Origin of the sequence: Lysinibacillus macroides (assembly GCF_001281525.1) — a bacterium.
Classification (GTDB): domain Bacteria; phylum Bacillota; class Bacilli; order Bacillales_A; family Planococcaceae; genus Lysinibacillus; species Lysinibacillus macroides.
In genome coordinates this window covers 134,914-154,592 of the sequence record NZ_LGCI01000011.1, presented here as the reverse complement: position 1 = coordinate 154,592, position 19,679 = coordinate 134,914, and the positions used below count along the sequence as shown (strand labels likewise).

The 19,679-nt window shown below is 36.9% G+C and carries 18 protein-coding genes; 7 read left to right on the top strand and 11 right to left on the bottom strand.

The genetic code is table 11. The features are described from left to right. Positions 1-91: 91 nt before the first annotated feature. From ADM90_RS21100 to ADM90_RS21070, 7 genes are all read right to left on the bottom strand, one after another. Positions 92-1,657, bottom strand: a complete 1,566-nt coding sequence (locus ADM90_RS21100; RefSeq protein WP_053996844.1) for a BCCT family transporter — start codon at positions 1,655-1,657, stop codon at positions 92-94. A gap of 201 nt (positions 1,658-1,858) precedes the next feature. Next, entirely contained in the window at positions 1,859-2,629 is a 771-nt protein-coding gene (locus tag ADM90_RS21095) for an alpha/beta hydrolase (protein ID WP_053996843.1), read from the bottom strand. Next, the gene (locus tag ADM90_RS21090) at positions 2,626-3,408 is read right to left on the bottom strand and encodes an ABC transporter ATP-binding protein (protein WP_053996986.1); all 783 of its coding nucleotides are present in this window, start codon (positions 3,406-3,408) and stop codon (positions 2,626-2,628) included. The genes ADM90_RS21095 and ADM90_RS21090 overlap by 4 nt, the downstream gene beginning before the upstream one ends. Before the next feature lie 29 nt (positions 3,409-3,437). Beyond that, positions 3,438-4,433, bottom strand: coding sequence for a FecCD family ABC transporter permease (locus ADM90_RS21085; RefSeq protein ID WP_053996985.1), 996 nt, complete (start codon positions 4,431-4,433; stop codon positions 3,438-3,440). 28 nt (positions 4,434-4,461) lie between these two features. Continuing rightward, the gene (locus ADM90_RS21080; RefSeq protein ID WP_053996842.1) at positions 4,462-5,469 is read right to left on the bottom strand and encodes a FecCD family ABC transporter permease; all 1,008 of its coding nucleotides are present in this window, start codon (positions 5,467-5,469) and stop codon (positions 4,462-4,464) included. A 798-nt stretch (positions 5,470-6,267) separates the two neighbouring features. After that, the gene (locus ADM90_RS21075; protein WP_235473767.1) at positions 6,268-7,119 is read right to left on the bottom strand and encodes a DMT family transporter; all 852 of its coding nucleotides are present in this window, start codon (positions 7,117-7,119) and stop codon (positions 6,268-6,270) included. Positions 7,120-7,157: 38 nt separating this feature from the next. Continuing rightward, positions 7,158-8,117 (bottom strand): proline dehydrogenase family protein, encoded by a 960-nt coding sequence (locus ADM90_RS21070; protein ID WP_053996841.1) that lies wholly within the window; start codon positions 8,115-8,117, stop codon positions 7,158-7,160. 113 nt (positions 8,118-8,230) lie between these two features. On the opposite strand from ADM90_RS21070, the gene pdxR reads away from it, so the two are divergent. Together pdxR and ADM90_RS21060 are read left to right on the top strand one after the other, a co-directional pair. Next, positions 8,231-9,622, top strand: coding sequence for a MocR-like pyridoxine biosynthesis transcription factor PdxR (gene pdxR, locus ADM90_RS21065; protein WP_053996840.1), 1,392 nt, complete (start codon positions 8,231-8,233; stop codon positions 9,620-9,622). An 11-nt stretch (positions 9,623-9,633) separates the two neighbouring features. Next, a complete protein-coding gene (locus tag ADM90_RS21060) occupies positions 9,634-10,128 on the top strand; it encodes an SRPBCC family protein (RefSeq protein WP_053996839.1) in 495 nt (164 codons plus the stop codon). 92 nt (positions 10,129-10,220) lie between these two features. On the opposite strand, the gene ADM90_RS21055 is transcribed toward ADM90_RS21060, so the two are convergent. The 3 genes from ADM90_RS21055 to ADM90_RS21045 form a co-directional block, all read right to left on the bottom strand. Continuing rightward, complete coding sequence (locus tag ADM90_RS21055; RefSeq protein WP_053996838.1) at positions 10,221-10,958, bottom strand: hypothetical protein; 738 nt, start codon at positions 10,956-10,958, stop codon at positions 10,221-10,223. Between the two features lie 62 nt (positions 10,959-11,020). After that, positions 11,021-12,655 carry a ribosomal protection-like ABC-F family protein gene (gene abc-f / locus ADM90_RS21050; RefSeq protein ID WP_053996983.1) on the bottom strand — a complete coding sequence of 545 codons (1,635 nt, stop codon included), beginning with the start codon at positions 12,653-12,655 and terminating at the stop codon, positions 11,021-11,023. A 329-nt stretch (positions 12,656-12,984) separates the two neighbouring features. Continuing rightward, a complete protein-coding gene (locus ADM90_RS21045; RefSeq protein WP_053996837.1) occupies positions 12,985-13,347 on the bottom strand; it encodes a hypothetical protein in 363 nt (120 codons plus the stop codon). 243 nt (positions 13,348-13,590) lie between these two features. Here ADM90_RS21045 and ADM90_RS21040 point away from each other — a divergent pair, with 243 nt between their 5' ends. Then, positions 13,591-14,007 (top strand): DUF2243 domain-containing protein, encoded by a 417-nt coding sequence (locus ADM90_RS21040; RefSeq protein WP_235473787.1) that lies wholly within the window; start codon positions 13,591-13,593, stop codon positions 14,005-14,007. Positions 14,008-14,020: 13 nt separating this feature from the next. Next, positions 14,021-14,815 (top strand): cytochrome c oxidase assembly protein, encoded by a 795-nt coding sequence (locus ADM90_RS21035; protein ID WP_053996836.1) that lies wholly within the window; start codon positions 14,021-14,023, stop codon positions 14,813-14,815. Here the strand turns inward: ADM90_RS21035 and ADM90_RS21030 are convergent. Beyond that, positions 14,812-15,324, bottom strand: coding sequence for a DNA-deoxyinosine glycosylase (locus ADM90_RS21030; RefSeq protein ID WP_053996835.1), 513 nt, complete (start codon positions 15,322-15,324; stop codon positions 14,812-14,814). The two genes, ADM90_RS21035 and ADM90_RS21030, sit on opposite strands and share 4 nt — an antisense overlap. Positions 15,325-15,630: 306 nt before the next feature. Here ADM90_RS21030 and ADM90_RS21025 point away from each other — a divergent pair, with 306 nt between their 5' ends. From ADM90_RS21025 to ADM90_RS21015, 3 genes are all read left to right on the top strand, one after another. After that, positions 15,631-16,575 (top strand): ABC transporter substrate-binding protein, encoded by a 945-nt coding sequence (locus ADM90_RS21025; protein ID WP_161804097.1) that lies wholly within the window; start codon positions 15,631-15,633, stop codon positions 16,573-16,575. 716 nt (positions 16,576-17,291) lie between these two features. After that, the gene (locus ADM90_RS21020; protein WP_053996833.1) at positions 17,292-18,911 is read left to right on the top strand and encodes an ATP-binding protein; all 1,620 of its coding nucleotides are present in this window, start codon (positions 17,292-17,294) and stop codon (positions 18,909-18,911) included. Next, positions 18,880-19,593 (top strand): response regulator, encoded by a 714-nt coding sequence (locus ADM90_RS21015; protein ID WP_053996832.1) that lies wholly within the window; start codon positions 18,880-18,882, stop codon positions 19,591-19,593. The genes ADM90_RS21020 and ADM90_RS21015 overlap by 32 nt, the downstream gene beginning before the upstream one ends. The last annotated feature ends 86 nt before the right edge of the window (positions 19,594-19,679 follow it).

Here is a 19,679-nt window from a genome sequence, read left to right as displayed (position 1 = left end):
TTTGTTACAATATAGCCTACTCAATCCTATCATTCAAATAGGAACAAGCTGATGGAAAGATCTAATCAAATCAGACTCTCCCTCAGCTCCTTCAATTTTTGTTTTTTGCTTTTGCTTCCTTTTCAATATGCTTTCTTGCTATCTTCAAACGTTGAATATCCTTTTTCTTAACAGGAATAATTTCATTCTTCATCATTTTAATAAAGGCGATCATTAATAACAGCAAAATTACTGTAAATGGTAAAGCAGCAATTAGTGAGGCCGTTTGCAGTGCTTCAAGGCCGCCCGTATACAGCAACACACCCGAAATGGCTGCCATCAATACACCCCAAATCAATTTTGACCATACACTCGGATTTAACGAGCCTTTTGTCGTCATACTCGCCATAATGAACGTCGCTGAATCAGCAGATGTAATTAAAAATATAAAAATAAGCAAAATCCCAAGTGCGGAGGCAATCATTGAAAGTGGCAGATGCTCTAGCATCTGAAATAGGGCAACTGTGACATCATTGCTTACGGTTTGTGCAATTTGAGCATTTTTTTGTAAATCCAACCAAAGCGCTGTACCACCAAAGACAGCAATCCAAAAACAAGCAATTAAAGGTGGAATAATTAATACACCTATAATAAATTCTCGAATCGTTCTCCCCTTTGATACGCGAGCGATAAAAGAACCCACAAAAGGTGACCAGGCAATTGCCCATGCCCAATAAAAGATTGTCCAATCCTTTACCCATGTTCCCCCTACATATGGCTGCATACGAAGACTATATTGAATAAAGTTTGAAATATAATCTCCTATTGCCAATGTAAAGGTTTCAAGTATAAAAACAGTTGGACCTGTAATAAATACAAATAACAGTAGGATAATTGCTAAAGCCATATTAACATTACTTAAAATTTTCATGCCCTTTTGCAGACCTGTAGTGGCAGACACCATATAGCCAATAAACATAATAGCAATAATCATTACTTGTAAAAGAAATGTATCAGGTAAACCAAAGACGAAACTCAAACCTCCGTTTGCTTGTAAAACACCAAGACCAATAGAGGTTGCTACGCCCATAATCGTAGCAATGACAGCTAAAATATCCACTATGCCTTTTACAGCTCGATTTGTGCCCGCTACTGGCTCCAAAGCTGTAGAAATCAATAGATCTCGTTTCTTATTAAATTGCACATACGCCATTACAAGCCCAAGTATGGCATAGACAGACCACTGGCTGAGGCCCCAATGAAAGAATGCGTAACCCATTGCCAGTCTTGCCGCGTCGGCTGTTAAAGATTCTGTGCTACTAAAAGGCGATGAAAAATAATGGCTCATTGGCTCTGCCACACCCCAAAAGACTAGCCCGACACCAAGCCCAGCTGAGAAAAGCATGGAGATCCATGTTAGGAAACTAAATTCAGGACGACCTTCCTGTGATCCTAAACGAATCGTACCGTATTTGCTAATAGCTAGACCAAATAAAAAAATAACAATACTGAATACGGCTAATAAATAAAACCAACTAAAATAGTCAGTCGTCATATGATATACGCTGTTTGCTACATTCTTAAATTGTTCTGGCAGAATGGCTCCAATAACCACCAACAGTAAAATAATCCCACTAGCAATAATAAATACTGGATTTTTTAAAATTTTATTATGCATACAGCGCCTCCGTTAATTCCAGACATAGCAATTACCAAATTTCCTTTATTATGTGTGTATTTGTGTAATTTATGTACGGCACAACAGAGAATACTAACACGATGACCACCACAGAAGTAATATTTATACATAAAGAAATATTTACTATAAAATTAGGACTGTTAGACAAGATAGTTCCTTTCCAACAGTCCCTTCATATTATTATATTGATTGATGCATAAAACGTATAGCTCTGCTCATGACAGTGGGCACAACAGAGGCATGATTTTCATCTAAAGCCTCGTAAAAAGCAACATCCATTATTTTTTCTAACATACTCATCATTTGTCGTGCATCATCCACCATCGTATTTTCAAGCTCTCCCGCACTCATAAACAACGCTTCCCTCATTTCCTGATGCTCATTCAAAAATACGGACGCACAGTGGAATAATTCCTGCTCATTCCACCAAATAGAGGGACTAATAGCCAAATAGCGTTGAAAGCTCGATTGATGGTGAAATAATTGCCAAAGCGTAAAATACCCTGCAAGGGAGTGTCCGAATAATGCCTGCTGCTCTCTATTTATAGGAAATTGCGCTTCAATAACTGGCTTAAGCTCTTTCTCTAAAAATTGACTAAAGTGAGCGGCTCCTCCAAGCTTGTCATGTCCCTTGCCTTTAAATCTTTCCGGGTAAACATACGTTTCAGCAGGAGCTGTAAAATCATAGAATCGTCTTTCTCGCATATCTGCACCATGCCCAATGCCAACCACAATCGATGGGACAACATTTGTTTTTGGCGCATTCCCGCTTTGTAGGCGCACTGCCTCCTTTACAAGTTCAAAATAAGAGGAGCCATCTAGCACATACAGGATCGGAAATCCTTCTTTTGGTACCTCATTGCTTGGCACGTAAATATTAATTGTATACGTATAATCCGTAAATTTGGAGGTCATTTGTTGTGTTGTATAATCCTTTTGTTCTGGGCTCATTTAATAGTCTCCTTTAAAATATCATAGCTGTAACAGACAGGGGTATTTGTTACAGGATCTTCCATAATACGTGCATCAATATGAAATACTCTACGCATCACCTCTGCACATAAAATTTCCTGGGGTGTACCTGTCTGCATAACAACCCCCTTACGCATTGCGATGAGATGATCGGAATATCTAGCAGCATGGTTAATATCATGCAAAACCATTACAATTGTACAAGCATGCTGTTCATTTAAGCTTTTTACAATATCTAAAACTTCTAACTGATGGGCCATATCTAAATAAGTAGTTGGTTCATCTAGCAATAAAATATTTGTTTCTTGTGCTAAGGCCATGGCTAACCACACACGCTGACGTTGACCTCCAGAAAGCTGTGCAAGCTCACGGTTCCTATATTCTATTGTATTTGTCACGGTTAAAGCCCACTCAATCATTTCCTCATCCTTATTTGTTAAACGATTAACATTATTACGATGTGGATAACGACCATAGGCAATCAACTCTTCTACCTTTAATTGACCAGGTGCAACAGGTGTTTGTGATAATATTGCTAGTTTTTTGGCAATATCTTTTGTCGATAAGTTTTGCATATTTTGCTCCTGTAAATAAACAGTGCCCTGTTGCTTTTTTAAAATACGTCCAATTGTTTTCAAAAGCGTTGACTTACCACAGCCATTTGGTCCAATAATTGTTGTGACCTTGCCCTCCTCTATGGTTAAATTTAAACCTTCAAAGACACGAACCTGCTCATAGCCCGACGCTAAATTTTCCATTCTAAATGCAGTTTGCACACTATTTCCTCCTATGCTTTAGATTTCACTAGTAAATATAAGAAATACGGAATTCCAATAATCGAAACAACAATTCCAACAGCCAATTCAGAGGGTGCAAATACGGTTTTACCAATAAAGTCGGCCAAAATTAATAAGCCAGCACCTATCAATGCACTTACTGGCATCACATAACGATGTTGAATACCAACAAGCTGTTTCGCAATATGTGGTGCCATTAAACCGATAAAGCCAATACTCCCTGATACAGATACACAGGCACTGACAAGACCCACGCTAGCTAATAGTAGCTTCATTTTCTCTTTTTCAACCGCAATTCCTAAGCTTGTAATGCTATCCTCTTCAAGTTGAAAATAATCAAGTAAATACGATTTTCTATATACATAAATTCCTAAGATTAAAAGCCAAGGTAACATTGTCAGTGCAAAAATCCAATTGGCATTATAAATAGAGCCTGCCATCCAAATAGCCGCGGATTCAAAATCCTGTGCACTCATTTTTAAAGATAGGAACAAAGACAATGCGCCAAAGCCACTATTAATCGCAATTCCTGTTAAAATTAAGCGCTGCATATCTAAATGACCATTTTTCATAGCAAATGAAAAAATCAATATTGCTGCAATTGTTCCACCGATAAAGCCGAACAACGGCATCATTAAAATAGACATCCAGCTACTCATATCTGCTGTCATCAGTCGTAATTGAAAGAAAAACATAAATATAACAACGGCTGCTCCAGCTCCAGCATTAATTCCTAAAATACCTGGGTCTGCAAGTCCATTACGTGTAATTCCTTGCAAGACAACCCCTGCCATACCCAAACCAATACCAACAAGAGCAGCTATCACAATACGAGGCAAGCGAAATTCAAAGATAACAAGATCAAAGTTTGAATTTGTCTCAAGACGCAATAAGGTTTTGATAATATCCGTCACAGACATATCAAAAACACCATTTGTAATATGAAGATAGCTCGCACCTAAAATCAATAATAGAAGCATTAGCATCGTCATTAGAAATACATTTGAGGCTTTTTTATGCACGTTTTTCACCTCCGTGCTTACGAACTAAATATAAGAAGAACGGTACACCGACCAATGCTGTTAAAACACCAATTGGCGTTTCAAACGGATAATTAACATAGCGACTAAGAACATCACAAAGTGCTAAGAAAAAAGCCCCAATCACAGCTGCACAAGGGATAATAGAACGATAATCCACACCTACAAGGAAACGTGTAATATGTGGGATAACCAAGCCGACAAAGGCGATCTTCCCAACAAGTGCTACAGCTGTACCTGTTAAACATACTACTGCCAGCATACTCACGATTCTTACAGCTTTTGTTTTCTGACCAAGCCCTGTAGCAATATCCTCACCTAGTGAAGTAATGGTAATAGCTCTTGCGGATAATAAGGCCAATATTAAACCTACTAATCCAAATGGAATAGATAGTATAAGCATATCCATATCCACCATATGTACCTTTGTGTTATACCAAGCACTTACTGTTTGCGATACCTGAAAATACATCGCAATCGCAGTAGCAATACTACTTAAAAATGTACCAATAACCGTTCCAATAATAGCTAGCCTTACTGGTGATAAGCCATTGCGAATTAATGAGCCAAAGCCAAACACAATCCCAGCTCCTAATGCCGAACCTAGCATCGATAATAAAATCATTTGATAATTTGGTAGATCTGGGAAGAATACAATTGCCAATGTAATGACAAAAGCCGAGCCATCATTAACACCCATTAAGGAAGGGGATGCTAAATAATTTCGGGTAATCCCCTGCATCACTGCACCAGCTACTGCTAAAAATGCTCCGACTAACAAGACTGCGGCTACTCTAGGAATGCGACCTGTCCGTATAATTTGGTGGTCAACATTGGAAGCATCAAACGCTGTTATTGCCTGCCACACCGTGATAGCATCAATATCCTTTGTCCCGTACAGAATGGAAACAAGAGCCACAAGCGCTATCAAAACAGGCGATAAGGCTAATATTGAAAATGACACCCTATTTGATTTTTTCAACTTTCACACCTTTTTTCTTTAGTAATTTCGGGGCACGGCATGTGATCCCTTAGCTGCTTTTACACGCTTTGAAAACACTGCCTTCAAACTTTGTATGAAACTTACAAAAGGCTGGTAATAGCCCGGTGATATCACCAAATCTATTACCAGCCTGTTTACACTATTCAAGTAATTCTTCAGCTACAACATCTAAAACCACATCTTAGATTAAGCAGCATCGTCTTGTACTAATGGCTCCATCATATTGGCAAAAACCTGATTATTTTGTGCTACTTTTAAACTAAGGGCATACATTCTCAACTATTTATTCATAGATATTCTCCCGGAGAGAGTTATACTTATATTGATAATGATAATCATTTTCGTATATATATGTCAATATATAATTGATATTCATTATCATTTGTAAATACTACTCTTATAAAAAGACCAAGATTGCGACTGGACGTTTTTAAATTAATATAGATTTTCATCATAAAAAACTGCTTCTTTTTTATAAGAAACAGCCTTTTAGACATATTTAACTTCCTTCAATTTTATCTTTTGCTAGGCGAAAGGTGACCTATATAGCTTTATAGTAGTCAATAACGTAGGTTTCATCTCGTTGCAAAGGGTATCTTTTTACTGAAAATTAATTTCAAACCTTGACCATTTTACATGCCAGTATTTTTGAGGAAAATAAATCCACTATGGATGTAGCATTCCCTTTACTTGCGGAAAATCATGTGTATTGGTTGCATGTATATAATGTTCTATTGCTTGGTGATACAACATAAACACCCTTCCTTTTAGAAATGACTATTGCGGTGTGGCCTGTTGCTTTGATAGTAAATAGAAGGCTCCTATAATAAAAACAAAACCACAGCCTTGCAAAAAGGTAATTTTTTCAGCTAATAGAAAGGTGGATAAAATTATACTAGTGACGGGCAGAAAGCTAGTTAATATACCTGCCCAAGATGCTGAAATTACCTGAAGGCCCGACTGCATAAGCAAAAAGCCTAGGACTGTAACAACAATACCAAAATACACTATTAATCCCCACTCAGTAGCTGAAACTTCTTCAAAGGCAAATGATTGACTTTCCATCACAGCAAATGGGAGAAATAAGAGAGCCCCAAAGCAGCTAACCATCGTTGAAACTGTAAGAGCGCTCATACGATGTGACAATGATTTACCAAAGATGATAAACAACGCTTCACAACATACTGCTCCTACAATAAACAGATTCCCTACAAAGGAAGTGGAAAGATGTATAGTAGCAGAGAGACTTGTAATATTCATAAAAATAGTTCCTATTACAGCACAGAGAACGCCGGTCCCTGTATATCTCGTAAACTTCTCCTTCAATATAAAATAGGCTAAAATAGCTGTACAGGCTGGTAAAGTGCCAGTAATGATGCCCGCCTCTATTGCCCCTGTTTTGGAAAGCCCATGTAGCATCAAAACATTAAATAAGAACACTCCTAATAGGGTCTGGAAAAAAATCACTACTAACTCTTTTTTATTACATGTAGAAAATCCCTCAACCTTTAACCATAAAGGCATCAAAACAACTGTGGCCACAGCAAACCTTAGTTCATTAGCTAGAAAAATAGGAAAGCTTTGAACAATGAATTTTCCAGCTACTACTGAACTACCAACGATACTCATTGCTATCATCACTTTTCCACTAGCCCATATCTGCCTATTCAATCACTTTCACTTCTCCCTAAAATAGAGGATTGTAGCATATCAGTGAGTGCCAAGTAGACATTTTCAGGGTGTTCTGCAATACGATGACATAAATATAAATACCACTCACGCCCATATGTTAAATAGACTCTACAACAATAATTCTTCGTCTTTAATTGCTTTAGTAGCTCTGATTGTACGCCATCAAGCATCTCCACTTCCACATTTGATTTATAAAGATATTGACGCTGTTCTAGCTCATTTATAAGAAAATTATCATGTGTAGCAATGGCTATCGGATGATTCGCATTCACCAGTTGTTCAACATATTGAAGATAACGATGATTAAGCTCCTTTGATCTTGCCATTGCTATATACTTAGGTTCCTGAAAAGCTCCTTTGACAAGTCTTATTTTTCCTGGGTATTGAATAAGCTCTTGTAAATCTACCTCTGAGCGATAAAGATGCACCTGAATTGTTATTCCTACATTTGGATAATGGGGGGCTATTTTTTTATAAAGCGTAAGAATAGCATCGGTTTTTGTGGATTCCTCCATGCTGATCATCAAAGTTATTCCATACATCTGAGCTTTTTGTGCAAGCTCTTCGAGATGCTTATAAGCAAGTTCAGCACTAATAGAAAGGCCAATATGGGACAAGTCAAACGAAATGGTTTGCTCCAATGCCAATTCTCCCATTTCCCCAATTAGCTGCAAAAATTCATCTTTTGCCCTTTGACATTCAAAAAAATTGGTTGTATTTTCTCCAATAAATTCTATAGAGATTTGATAATTTTCGCTGAGCCATGTATGTGCTGCTGCAATTGCATCCTGTCTCCTTTCTCCTGTTACATATCGTTTTGCTGCTCTCCATAATAAAGGATAGAGCTCAGTCGACCGTTGAACTACATGTTTCATCTGCTCATTTCTCGCTGCCATTTTTAAGGATTGCGTTGCTAATTCCTCTACTTTTTTCATGTTTATTCCTCCTATTCGCTATTGGTAAGTACTTTATCATGTTAAAATTGGTAACTGTAGAACCACTTTATAATGATTTTAAGGGTACCACTTTCAAATCGGAGGTATGAAACATGTTATGGCTACCTATTGATCGAGCATTAAATATTCCTTTAAATCGCCAAGTCTATCAGCAAATACGTAAAAAAATTTTACAGGGGCAGCTTCAAGCAGGAGAAAAACTAGCATCAACTCGTGAACTTTCTGACGAACTAAAAGTATCGAGGAATGTTATATTAGAGGCTTACGATCAGTTGCTAGCAGAAGGTTTTTTAATTGCACGAAGAGGCTCAGGTACTTTTGTTGCTGATGGGGCATTTTTAGCCCAGCCAGCCAAACCTTTTATTTTTGATAACATAGACAGACAAATGGCTGAAGAAAACATAATAAATTTTCGCTCAGGTATTCCCGCACTCCATTTGTTTCCTCGCAAAACATGGGTGAGGATCGCTCAACAGCTTTGGCATGATAGTGAATCCACTATTTTAGGCTATGGTGCTCCCGAGGGACGTATAGAATTAAGGCAAGCATTAGCACATTACTTATTAAAAACAAGAGGTGTTGAATGTCATCCAGAGCAAATTATCATTACATCAGGGGCTACACAAGCAATGACATTGATATCGAGATTACTGTTAACATCAGATGATATAGCTATTATGGAAGATCCTATTACCAATGATATTCAAACCATTTTCAAAGCTTCTGGTGCTACAATCTATCCTATACCGGTAGATGAATTGGGAATAAAGGCAAATCTATTACCAGACAATTTATGCCCTAAATTTGTCTTTCTCACACCTTCCCATCAATTTCCCTTAGGTGGCATATTGCCCATTCAACGTAGAATTCAATTAATTCAGTATGCTAGAAGGAAGCAATGCTTTTTACTGGAAGATGATTATGATAGTGAGTTTCGCTATGAGGGACCGCCTGTTAGCTCTTTACAAGGCTTAGATCCAGAACTTGTTCTCTATATTGGTTCTTTTAGCAAAATACTCTCCCCTGCACTGCGCATAGGTTATATTGTTCTTCCAACACAGCTTATTGAGAAATGTCGCCAATTGAAATGGTTTACAGACTTACACACGCCTTCCTTGGATCAACTTACTCTTGCTCGTTTTATCCAGAACGGCTACATGGAAAGACATATTACCAAGATGAAGAAGTTCTATAAAAGCCAACGTAACCTTCTTATGCACTGTTTACAGTCAACCTTTTCACATAAAGTAAAAGTATTTGGCTACTCGACAGGTATGCATTTAATTGCAGAATTTGAGCACATCAATTTTACACAAGAGCTCCTACTCAAAATTGAACAATTTGGTGTAAAGGTGTACCCAGTGGAGGATCATACAATCGAGAAAGGGAAGTATAATAACAGATTGATTATTGGCTATGGTCATTTAAAAAGGAATGAAATTGAGCAGGGTGTGACTAGACTATTTCAAGCAATTAATAACTAGGAGGGTACAGTATGTTCGCTATTATTGAAAAGCAATCCAATCATCATATCGCAAAATTTAAACGTCCATTCCCTCATTCAGTTGACACGGTTTGGACAGCTATTACTCAAAATGAAAATCTTCAAAAATGGATGGGCAATTTAGAAATTATAGATCTGCGGAAAGATGGAAAAATTCATTTTAATATGAATGATGGGACAGACGCCTATGAGGAAATAGCTATTACAGATTATGCTGAACAAAGGGTCCTAGAATTTGAGTGGGGTGTAGATACAGTAAGATTCGAGCTGTCTTCTACAGAAAATGGCTCAATATTACTATTAGTGGAGACAATACACGAGCTAACAGTGCATACACCAAAGGATCTGGCAGGCTGGCACATATGTCTTGACCTATTGATCGATTTATTGAACGGCATCGAACATACAAATTTCCCAATGGAGAATTGGCAACAGTGCTTCAACGAATACCAAAAACGGATAGGGGCAGTGGAAAAATTCTCTTAAGTCAGTACCATAAAAGTGTAAGGAAGCGGTCCTGTACGCACGTCGCAGATGTTCATAATAAAATCCTAGAGCTTCGTCACTCTAGGATTTTATTATTGATAAAACGCCATAGCTATTTCCAATGCTTGTAAAGGATCTTGAATGCTATCAAGTGTATAAACAAGCCTTTCATCCTGCCAAACAATTAAATTGCCTGATTGATAAACATCTAGCTGTGCCATACCATATTGCTTGGGAATAGGAAGCATATGACTTTCTAAATATTCGACTACCTGCTTTGCAAGCTGTACCCCTGCCTCTGGGTTATCTGTCCGCGTATGCGTAGCAAGTGCCCAGCGTCCCTCGTTCCAGCCTGTCCATAATGCTCCGGCTCCTGCATCTTGATAACCTTTTATACTATAGCCAAGGTCTACTTCTTGCCCACCGTTTTGACTAAAATCATTATAAGCTATCTGGGCACTAGCACCTTCTGCACTTTGATATTGCTTGACTAACAACCGTCCAATTACCGTTGCTGAATCTTTTAATCGAAGATCATTAATGGGTAAATCCTCTTTGCTTTCATAAAAAATAATTTCAATCTGATTTTCCTCAGCCCTTGTGGTTGCTGTTAAAAATGCATCCTCTGCAACTGGTAACATTGTGGGCATTTTAATAGGGATAGCCGTATTTAACTCATCCTTTATATGTTGAAGCGCTTCAATAGATGCTACATTATTTTCCTTACTAGATTGTGCCACAGATATATGATCCTGATTTTTCCCATTATCTGAACAAGCGCCTATAATACTCATACTTAATAGGAACATGATCACTATTGTTCTTTTCATTATGTTAACCTCCGCCCTCTTCTTAGCATTTTCCCCTAGCGAAGGTTAACTTAAACGTTAGGCTATTTTAGTGTATTGATTTGCTTCGTTAGTTCATTAAACTTTTGATCAAGCATCGCATAATCCTTATCCTTTACTGTCAAAAAGCTTAATTTACCAAGTATTTCTTGTCGTTCTGTTTCAAGTTTTAAACGTAGAGCCTCTTGATCATCAACTTGCTTTGGTGGAGCATTGTCTCTCCATTTCTTCTCGATTCGTTGATTATGAAGCTCCCATATGCTATTCGTTACTTTCTCTAAAAAATAACGATCATGTGAGACGACAAGCAAGGTTCCATTATATTGAGCAAGTGTATGCTCTAACTGTTCACGTGATGGGAGGTCAAGATGATTAGTTGGCTCATCTAAAATAAGAACATTTTTATCTTCTAAAATATAAGCCATTAGTTTACATTTTATACGCTCTCCCATACTCATATCACCAATAGCAGATGTCCAATGCGTAGCTGTAAATCCTAGATTTTTCATAAGGGTCCGAACCTTACCCTGCTCCTCAAATGTTTCTTTATAGAAATATTGCGCTGGTGTTTGGTCAAGTGGTAAATCAAAGACCTCCTGTGTCAAATAGCCAATCTTTGCAGCAGGAGAAAACCATATTTCGCCATTAGCTTCTAGTTGACCTAAAATAACCTTTAAAAAGCTTGTTTTTCCACTGCCATTCTTACCTGTAATCGCAACTTTATCACCATGTTGAGCTGTAATAGTAACATTTTTAAATAGTGTGCGTTCACCAAAGCTCAAAGACAGATGCTTTGTTTCCAATAGGCGCTTGCCAACACGCTGAGTAGTACCCAAAGAAAAGCGAACCTCTGCTTCAGGTGCTATGGCTTCAACCTTGGCCTTTGCAAGCTCTGCCTCCAAGCGTTTCTTCTTTGATTTCACCTGTGAGTCAAGGCGCTTCGCCTTCACACGATGATATTCTTTAAAGCCTTCTAGCTTTGTTGATTGTGCATGACCCTTTTGAGCCCAAGCTGTTAGCTCCTGCATTTGTGCCTCAATGCGTGCAATATTTTTCTGTTGCTTATCGTAGGCACGCTGCTGTGTTAATCGTCGATGCTCCCGTTCCGTCATATAGCTTGTATAGTTACCACTATGCTCAATTAGCGTTTTATCCTCAATCGACCAAATTTTTGTAGCAATCTTATCTAAAAAATAGCGATCATGTGACACAAGAATGATCGTTCCCTTATAGTGCTGTATTTGTTCAATCAGAAAAGCGGTACTGTGTTCATCTAAATGGTTCGTTGGTTCATCTAGCAATAGCAGTTGAGCATTCTGTGAAAAACCTTCTGCAAGGCGCATTTTCAGCTTTTCTCCACCACTCAATGCTGAAAATGATAGATTTGGAACCTGCCATTTCGCGAGCAAATCCGCCTCCTCTGCTGAAATATTCTGCCTATCAAAATAAGCTAGCTCCTGCTCAACATATGCAATTTTTGCCGTTTTCAGCCCTTGAATTTCTCCTGCTGTTGGCAATAATGCTCCTTGCATCAACTGCAATAATGTAGATTTCCCAGCACCATTTCTACCAATAATGCCAATAACCTCTCCTTGCTTCACAGTGCCTGTCACATGCTCAAATAATAATGTATCCTTTACGTCATAACGAACATTCTGTAATTTTAAAAGCTCTTTCATCGTATCCATCCTCTCAAACTGGAGGAACAAAAAAATCCCTCCAAGTATTTTGGAAGGATTAGTCGCAACAATATCATACGTCATTTATAACTCCAATACAAAAAATACTGTGCTTTCTGCTTTGCATATCAAAGAGAAAACCGACAGATATTGAGTATTGAAGCTGCTATATATAGAAAATGGGCGGACTAATCCTATTTTTGTTGTTCGTGAAATATAAAATTTCATGTGCAAAAAATAAGATTAGTTATCCATTAGCCACCCATCGTCCCTTCATCTTTTGTTACCGTCATTATAACACCATTTTTTGAAAAATCAATGCTAGCACTTTATTGGAAACATTCATAGGAACGAATTTGATTTCTTACAATTGTACGGAAATGCCAGCCATATCTGCGACTCCAACGGAACCCTACTATAAACTCTCTACCTATAGCAGTTGGATAAAACCAAAAGCTTCTACCATTATTCATCCAAATATACGTATTTCTAAATAAACAGGCTCGGATTCCACTTGATCCTACTCGCCATGCAGGAATTGGCGGCGAAAAGCCTGGCGGTGTACCCATCGGCATTTGTCCTGCTGGCGGTGATCCAAAATGCGATGGTCCAAAGGATGTTGTTTCAAAGTCATCATAATCATCCCAGCTAGGTCTTATAAAATTACCCTCTCTAAATGGATTATTATACACACAAACCCTCCTTTTACATTACTCAATATATGTAAAAGGGCGCTTAACCGTTGAGCTATTGCCTAAATACCTATTCGGGGGATTTTATCCTAGCTTAAAGGTGTTTTGACATTGAATATCCAACCTTACCTCATGGGTAGACTAGAAGAAATTTTATTTGAGGTGATTAGCTTGACCGTATCAAAAGTAGTTGAAGAAAAAAATGATTATTATAAAAACCGCACTCACTACAAGCAACGCAATATGTGGACAGGCATATTATTTGGACTTGGCGTAGTAGCTTTTATCGATGAAGCTCTTTTTCATCAATTATTGCATTGGCATCATTTCTATGATAAATCTACAACAAATATGGGCTTAGTATCAGATGGTTTATTTCATGTATTTAGCTTTTTTGCTACGATTGGCTCAGCCTTTTTACTGGCGGATCTTCATCGGAAGCACGGATTTTGGCTGAAAAGGTGGCTTGGGGGGATTTTTCTGGGGGCTGGTGTATTTCAGCTATATGACGGGATTATTCAGCATAAGCTGATGAGGCTTCATCAAATTCGCTACAATGTCAATATCCTTCCCTATGATGTCGTTTGGAATGTAGTAGCAGCCATTTTAATCGTTATCGGTATTATTTTATTAGTCCAAACTAATCAAAAAGGACATTAGGAGGTAATTGCTCATGCATTCTCATGATGCCCACACTCAAAATTTTCCTATTATTATGCAGCTTCTATTGGCTGTGCCATTTCTTATTACCCTTATTGCCTATATTGTAGCTGTTATTCTTTCCAATCGACATAAAAAACAATGGTCTTATTTTCGTACCATATGCTGGATTTTCGGCAATTTATGCGCCATGATCACTGTTATTGGTCCATTAGCCTCGCTGATGCATCATCATTTTGTAGCACATATGATAGGGCATCTACTGTTTGGTATGCTTGCACCCCTTCTTATGGCACTAGCAGCGCCCATCACCCTCCTATTAAGGACTGTACCAGTAAATATGGCACGTACACTTTCTCATATATTGAAAAATCCTTATTTTCGTTTTGTGCGTAACCCTATCATTGCATCAATATTAAATGTGGGTGGCTTATGGTTGCTCTATACAACACCACTCTTTGACATCATGCATAACAACCTACTTTTATATGTATTGATTCATATTCATATTTTTCTAGCTGGCTATGTGTTTACGATTGCCTTTATTTATATTGATCCAACTCCACATCCAGACTCATATATTTTTCGTTCACTTATATTATTAATAGCATTAGCAGCCCATTCTATCTTATCAAAATATATTTATGCATTTCCCCCTCAACATGTACCAGTTGAACAGGCAGAGCTAGGTGCCATGATTATGTATTACGGTGGTGACGCCATTGAAATCATACTTGTTTTCCTTCTCTTTTATCAATGGTTTAAAAGCACAAGAAAATCTATCCGACTAAACCGCATTCCTGTTTAGTCAGATAGATAGGATTGGATAATTCGCCAATCCTCTAATTTCTCAGCAAAAGATTTAATATTTTTCCCTGGTATCGGACTCGTTGATGGCATTTTTTGATAGGCTCTTCCCTCTAAAAGCTCTAAGCCAAGATGCTTTTTAAAAACCTCAAATGCTTTTGCTCCATTAAAAAGCACCAATTGAATATTGGGATAATTTTTAAAAAGCGTTTGAAAATCATTTGGCTTTTCATTACGAATCGCCGCATCTAAGCTTCCTTTCCGCTCACACGTTTCAATAGTATCCCAAAGTCCAATCGCATTGTTTTTTAATAATGCGATTCTCTTATCATACTCCTCAGGAATAGCTGTCTCTAATAGTTCACCCATGATAGGCCAAAAGTGATTGCGTGGATTACCGTAGTATTGCTGTTTTTCCAATGATTGCTTTCCAGGCATTGAGCCAACAATTAATACCTTTGTCGATGCATCGACAACTGGCAATAAGACATTTTTTATTGCTTGTGACATCACCCTCACCTCTTCCTCTTTTATTGTAGATAAATACTTTGATGCTCACCATTTTTAAGCTTTATTATAATTTTTTAACGTAATGTAGTTAAATATATCCTATCTGTGAAAGATAGTCCTTTTTCAAGGTTATTTAACATGACTCTAGTTTTCAGACTGTTACAAGGTTAAAAAGTTTGTTGATAATCTATTAGGCATTTTGCTATAATCCAAATGATAATGAAAATCATTATCATTGATTATAAGGAGGAGTTTATTATGCAGCTACATAAAAAAATCTTAGGACAGGGAATGGCCTTATTTTTAATGACGATTTTATTATTAGTAGTTACAGGTTGTAACTCTACTGATAGTAAAAATGAGGAGGCGACTACCCCCAAAGAAGAAGCAGAAGAATCAACAGGCTCTTGGCCACGTTCTATACAAAATGATGATGGGACAACCGTTGTATTAGAGAAAAAACCCAAAAAAATAGCTGTGTTACATTTTGGGTATTCAGAGTATTTATTAGCTCTTGGTATTACACCAATTGCTACAACTAATAAAGATATTGCGCACACTTTTGCAACATTGCAACCTTTTCAAAGTGATTTCAATCAGATGGAGGATTTAGGTGAAACTAGTTCTCCTAGCTTGGAAAAATTAGTTGAGCTTAAGCCTGATTTAATTATTGCAGGCTCTTTTCACAGCGATATATTGGAAGGTCTAAGAAAGATTGCTCCTGTGATTATTGATAAACGTGGTAATGATCCAACTATGAGCTGGCAAGATACAATTACATACTATGGGGATATCTTAGGAGAAGAAGCAAAGGCTGAAGAATATATTCAAAAAACAGAGCAAATTATTCAAGATACAAATAAAGCTTTAGCCAAATATAGCGATCAGACATTTGTATTTTTACGCCCAAGCTCTAAGGGCGATTTTGGTATTGTAGGATCTAAAGCGTTTGGTCATTACCATGAAAATGGCTTTGGATTGAAGACACCAGAAGAGTATCCAACAGAATGGGCTAATATCTCTTTAGAGGGATTAGTTAGCTTAAACCCCGATTATATTTTCTTCCAAGATAATAAAGAAGCTGTAGACAAAGCTATTGAGAACGTGAAAAATGATACTGTATGGCAAAATATAAACGCGGTGAAAAATGGAAATATTTATTTTTTAGATATATCCTTAAATACAGGTAGTCCATTAGCTATTGAATTAGCAGCCAAAACCATTACTGAAAGCTTAGAACAAAAAGAATAGTGAAGCACTTAACTATTAACTAGATCATCTATTTTAAACAACTTAGGCTTAAGACTTTTAATATAGTTGTATCTTTTGGTAGTAACTAAAGACATAGCATCCTGAAAATTTCACTGTTCGTGAAGTTTTCAGGATATTTTGTCTCAATCTTTCTAACTAAAATCTACTTGCCATATATTTGCTATATTATTGTTAAATAATGACTAGACAATATAAAAGGGATACCGGTAGAAATTCTCTCCAGTGCTCGTTTATGCCACGTTTTTAATTCCCTTCTATTTTCTTTATTACCCGCTATGACATAAGATTTTTCAAGGACAGACAATTCACTTAAAAGACAGCAGTCATCCATTACTGACTCTTGCATAATTTGGTCTGTTTAAAGTAGCTTTGCCTTAGAGTTGGAACGTTCAGATATCATAGTAGCTTTGCAACAGTACGCTCCTTTCTTCCTGTATACGGTAGTGGATGTAAGTACAGCAACTCCTTATGTGTATTAATAACTGTTCTTAGCTTGTGCCGATCAGTAAGGAATATGCGAAACCCTCGATGATTGAAGGCGCATTTTCTATTTGCCCTACTATCTCTAATAAAGAAAAAACTATAATTAAATGATATGATAAAATCTCACCATATTGGATAGATTATTATTCATACATGGCTCGCTTAATTACATTATGGGTACTTCCGCCATATTTTATTTACAGAGGTGATATATGAGAAATTGGCTCCAATCTCTTACAGCTAAAATGATTTTTTTAATAAGTGGTCTGATTCTTTTCATATGTGGAATATTTATCTATCTTTTACAGGAACATATCCGTGATACAACAGAAGAGCAGATGGGTATGGAAGCTTTACATATTGCTAAAACAATTGCTTCTATGGAGGAAATCATGGCAGCTTTTGATAAAGAGAACCCAAGTGAAACGATTCAACCACTTGCAGAAGCTATTCGAACTGATATTGATGCAGCTTTTATTGTTGTAGGCAATGCTGAGGGCATTCGTTATTCCCATCCTATCGCAAATAAAATTGGCAGTACAATGGTTGGTGGCGATAATGATGCTGTATTCATTGATAAACAGGCATATGTATCAAAAACAATAGGATCATTAGGTGAATCGATTAGAGGGAAAGCTCCGATTATTCAAAATAACCAAGTGATCGGTGTTGTGTCTGTCGGTTTTTTAACAGACAATATTAGCATAACCATTGATAACTATATGGATCAATGGATAAAATATATTATCATCATCTTTTTAGTAGGTATATTTGGTGCTATTACGATATCCGTTTATATTCGAAGGCTATTATTTAATATGGAGCCTAATCAAATCGCCAAATTATATCAGCAAAACAAGGTAATATTAGAAACAACCGAAGAAGGAATAATTGCTGTTGATCCATGGCATCAAATTACAACGATTAATAAAAGTGCCTACGAGATACTTGATTCAACACATCATAAATCATTACCTGAGTGGATGGGTACAAAAATTGAGCATATTTTTACACCCAAAATTGTTGAAGAGGAAGTGATTCATAATTTAGAGCTCCCTCTCGATCAGCATATTATTATTTTAAATAAAGCTCCATTAGTTGATAAAAAAAGGAAAATTGGTTCATTATATACCTTTAGAAAAAAAGTAGATATACAAAAAATTATTGATGAATTAAAGCAAATTAAGCAATACGCAAATGTGCAACGAGCATATACACATGAATTTGCCAATAAGCTGCATATTATTTTAGGCTTGCTTGTTCATAAGCATTACAATGAAGCGATTGAATTTATCAAAGAAGAACAAAATATTCAGCTTAAAAATCAAGCCTTTTTAAATAGTAATATTACATCGCCACTTTTATTGGCTTTAATACAAGGAAAAATGGCAGAGGCCACTGAACTTGGCATTAAATTGGAGCTTCAGGATATTCCTTCAACAATTCAATTATCGAAGCAACAAGAAAACGCTCTCTTAACGGCACTTGGCAATGTGCTACAAAATGCGATTGAAGCTTTAAAAAATGTCACACTTCCTGAGAAATGCATTCAGCTATCTATCAATGATTATAAAAATCATTACTTATTTGAAATTCAAGATAATGGACCAGGTATTGACAATGATATTTACGCTCAAATCTTTATAAAAGGGGCTTCTACGAAAAAGGGAATGGATCGTGGACATGGACTAGCTATTAGTAAACAAGCCCTACAAGAAATCGACGGGGATATTGTATTAGATACAGGTGATTTACCTGGAGCCTGCTTTTTAATTTTCATGCCGAAAGGAGGCAATGAGCATGACATCGTTACAACATGTATGGATTGTTGAGGATGATTTTAGAGTTGCTAAAATTCATGCAGACTATGTCCACGCTATCAAAGGATTTAGCGTTACTGAGAATTTACGTACAGGTCAAGAAACCATTGATAAGTTAAAGATTACTTCTCACCTACCAGCAATTATATTAACCGATTTATATATTCCTGATGTTGAAGGCAGCTCATTAATCGCCCATATACGTCATCTCTATCCCTCAATTAAAATTATCGTTATATCAGCAGCAACCGAAATAAAGCTGACCAGAGAGGTGATTGATTTAGGCATTTTAGATTATTTAATCAAACCCTTTGAACAACAGCGGTTTCAACAGGCATTCAATAAATATTTGCAGGAGCTTTATTTATTTCAAAAAAGCACAAATGTTACGCAAAATGACCTTGATGCGCTCTTTTATCATGAATCAACAACTAAATTAGAACCTGAAGATACATTTGTGAAAGGGATTGATTTGCATACATTACAGGCTGTCAAAAGCATTTTTGAAGAATCCAAAACACAGGAGCTGACAGCCTCACAATTAAGCGAGCTGATCGGCTCTAGTCGTTCAACAGCTCGCCGCTACTTAGAATATTTAGTGAGTGAGCAGTTTTTACAGACAAAATTGCTTTATGGTTCTGTTGGAAGACCTGAACGAAAGTATGTATACCGTGAAACTTATGAACAAAATTAATTATATGTTCTTTATTTAACATATGATTATATTATTCTCCTCTCTTTTACACTATGTTATTTTTTTAAAATAATCTGAATTGATTG

What these genes read in the sequence shown, in the direction of transcription:
- ADM90_RS21075 (WP_235473767.1), bottom strand. Translation starts at nt 7,119, where the DNA reads ATGAGTATCGTTGGTAGTTCAGTAGTAGCTGGAAAATTCATTGTTCAA.
- ADM90_RS21015 (WP_053996832.1), top strand. Translation starts at nt 18,880, where the DNA reads ATGACATCGTTACAACATGTATGGATTGTTGAGGATGATTTTAGAGTT.
- ADM90_RS21020 (WP_053996833.1), top strand. Translation starts at nt 17,292, where the DNA reads ATGAGAAATTGGCTCCAATCTCTTACAGCTAAAATGATTTTTTTAATA.
- ADM90_RS21040 (WP_235473787.1), top strand. Translation starts at nt 13,591, where the DNA reads ATGTGGACAGGCATATTATTTGGACTTGGCGTAGTAGCTTTTATCGAT.
- ADM90_RS21030 (WP_053996835.1), bottom strand. Translation starts at nt 15,324, where the DNA reads ATGTCACAAGCAATAAAAAATGTCTTATTGCCAGTTGTCGATGCATCG.
- ADM90_RS21060 (WP_053996839.1), top strand. Translation starts at nt 9,634, where the DNA reads ATGTTCGCTATTATTGAAAAGCAATCCAATCATCATATCGCAAAATTT.
- ADM90_RS21085 (WP_053996985.1), bottom strand. Translation starts at nt 4,433, where the DNA reads ATGCTAATGCTTCTATTATTGATTTTAGGTGCGAGCTATCTTCATATT.
- ADM90_RS21025 (WP_161804097.1), top strand. Translation starts at nt 15,631, where the DNA reads ATGACGATTTTATTATTAGTAGTTACAGGTTGTAACTCTACTGATAGT.
- pdxR (WP_053996840.1), top strand. Translation starts at nt 8,231, where the DNA reads ATGTTATGGCTACCTATTGATCGAGCATTAAATATTCCTTTAAATCGC.
- ADM90_RS21100 (WP_053996844.1), bottom strand. Translation starts at nt 1,657, where the DNA reads ATGCATAATAAAATTTTAAAAAATCCAGTATTTATTATTGCTAGTGGG.
- ADM90_RS21090 (WP_053996986.1), bottom strand. Translation starts at nt 3,408, where the DNA reads ATGGAAAATTTAGCGTCGGGCTATGAGCAGGTTCGTGTCTTTGAAGGT.
- abc-f (WP_053996983.1), bottom strand. Translation starts at nt 12,655, where the DNA reads ATGAAAGAGCTTTTAAAATTACAGAATGTTCGTTATGACGTAAAGGAT.
- ADM90_RS21055 (WP_053996838.1), bottom strand. Translation starts at nt 10,958, where the DNA reads ATGAAAAGAACAATAGTGATCATGTTCCTATTAAGTATGAGTATTATA.
- ADM90_RS21095 (WP_053996843.1), bottom strand. Translation starts at nt 2,629, where the DNA reads ATGAGCCCAGAACAAAAGGATTATACAACACAACAAATGACCTCCAAA.
- ADM90_RS21070 (WP_053996841.1), bottom strand. Translation starts at nt 8,117, where the DNA reads ATGAAAAAAGTAGAGGAATTAGCAACGCAATCCTTAAAAATGGCAGCG.
- ADM90_RS21035 (WP_053996836.1), top strand. Translation starts at nt 14,021, where the DNA reads ATGCATTCTCATGATGCCCACACTCAAAATTTTCCTATTATTATGCAG.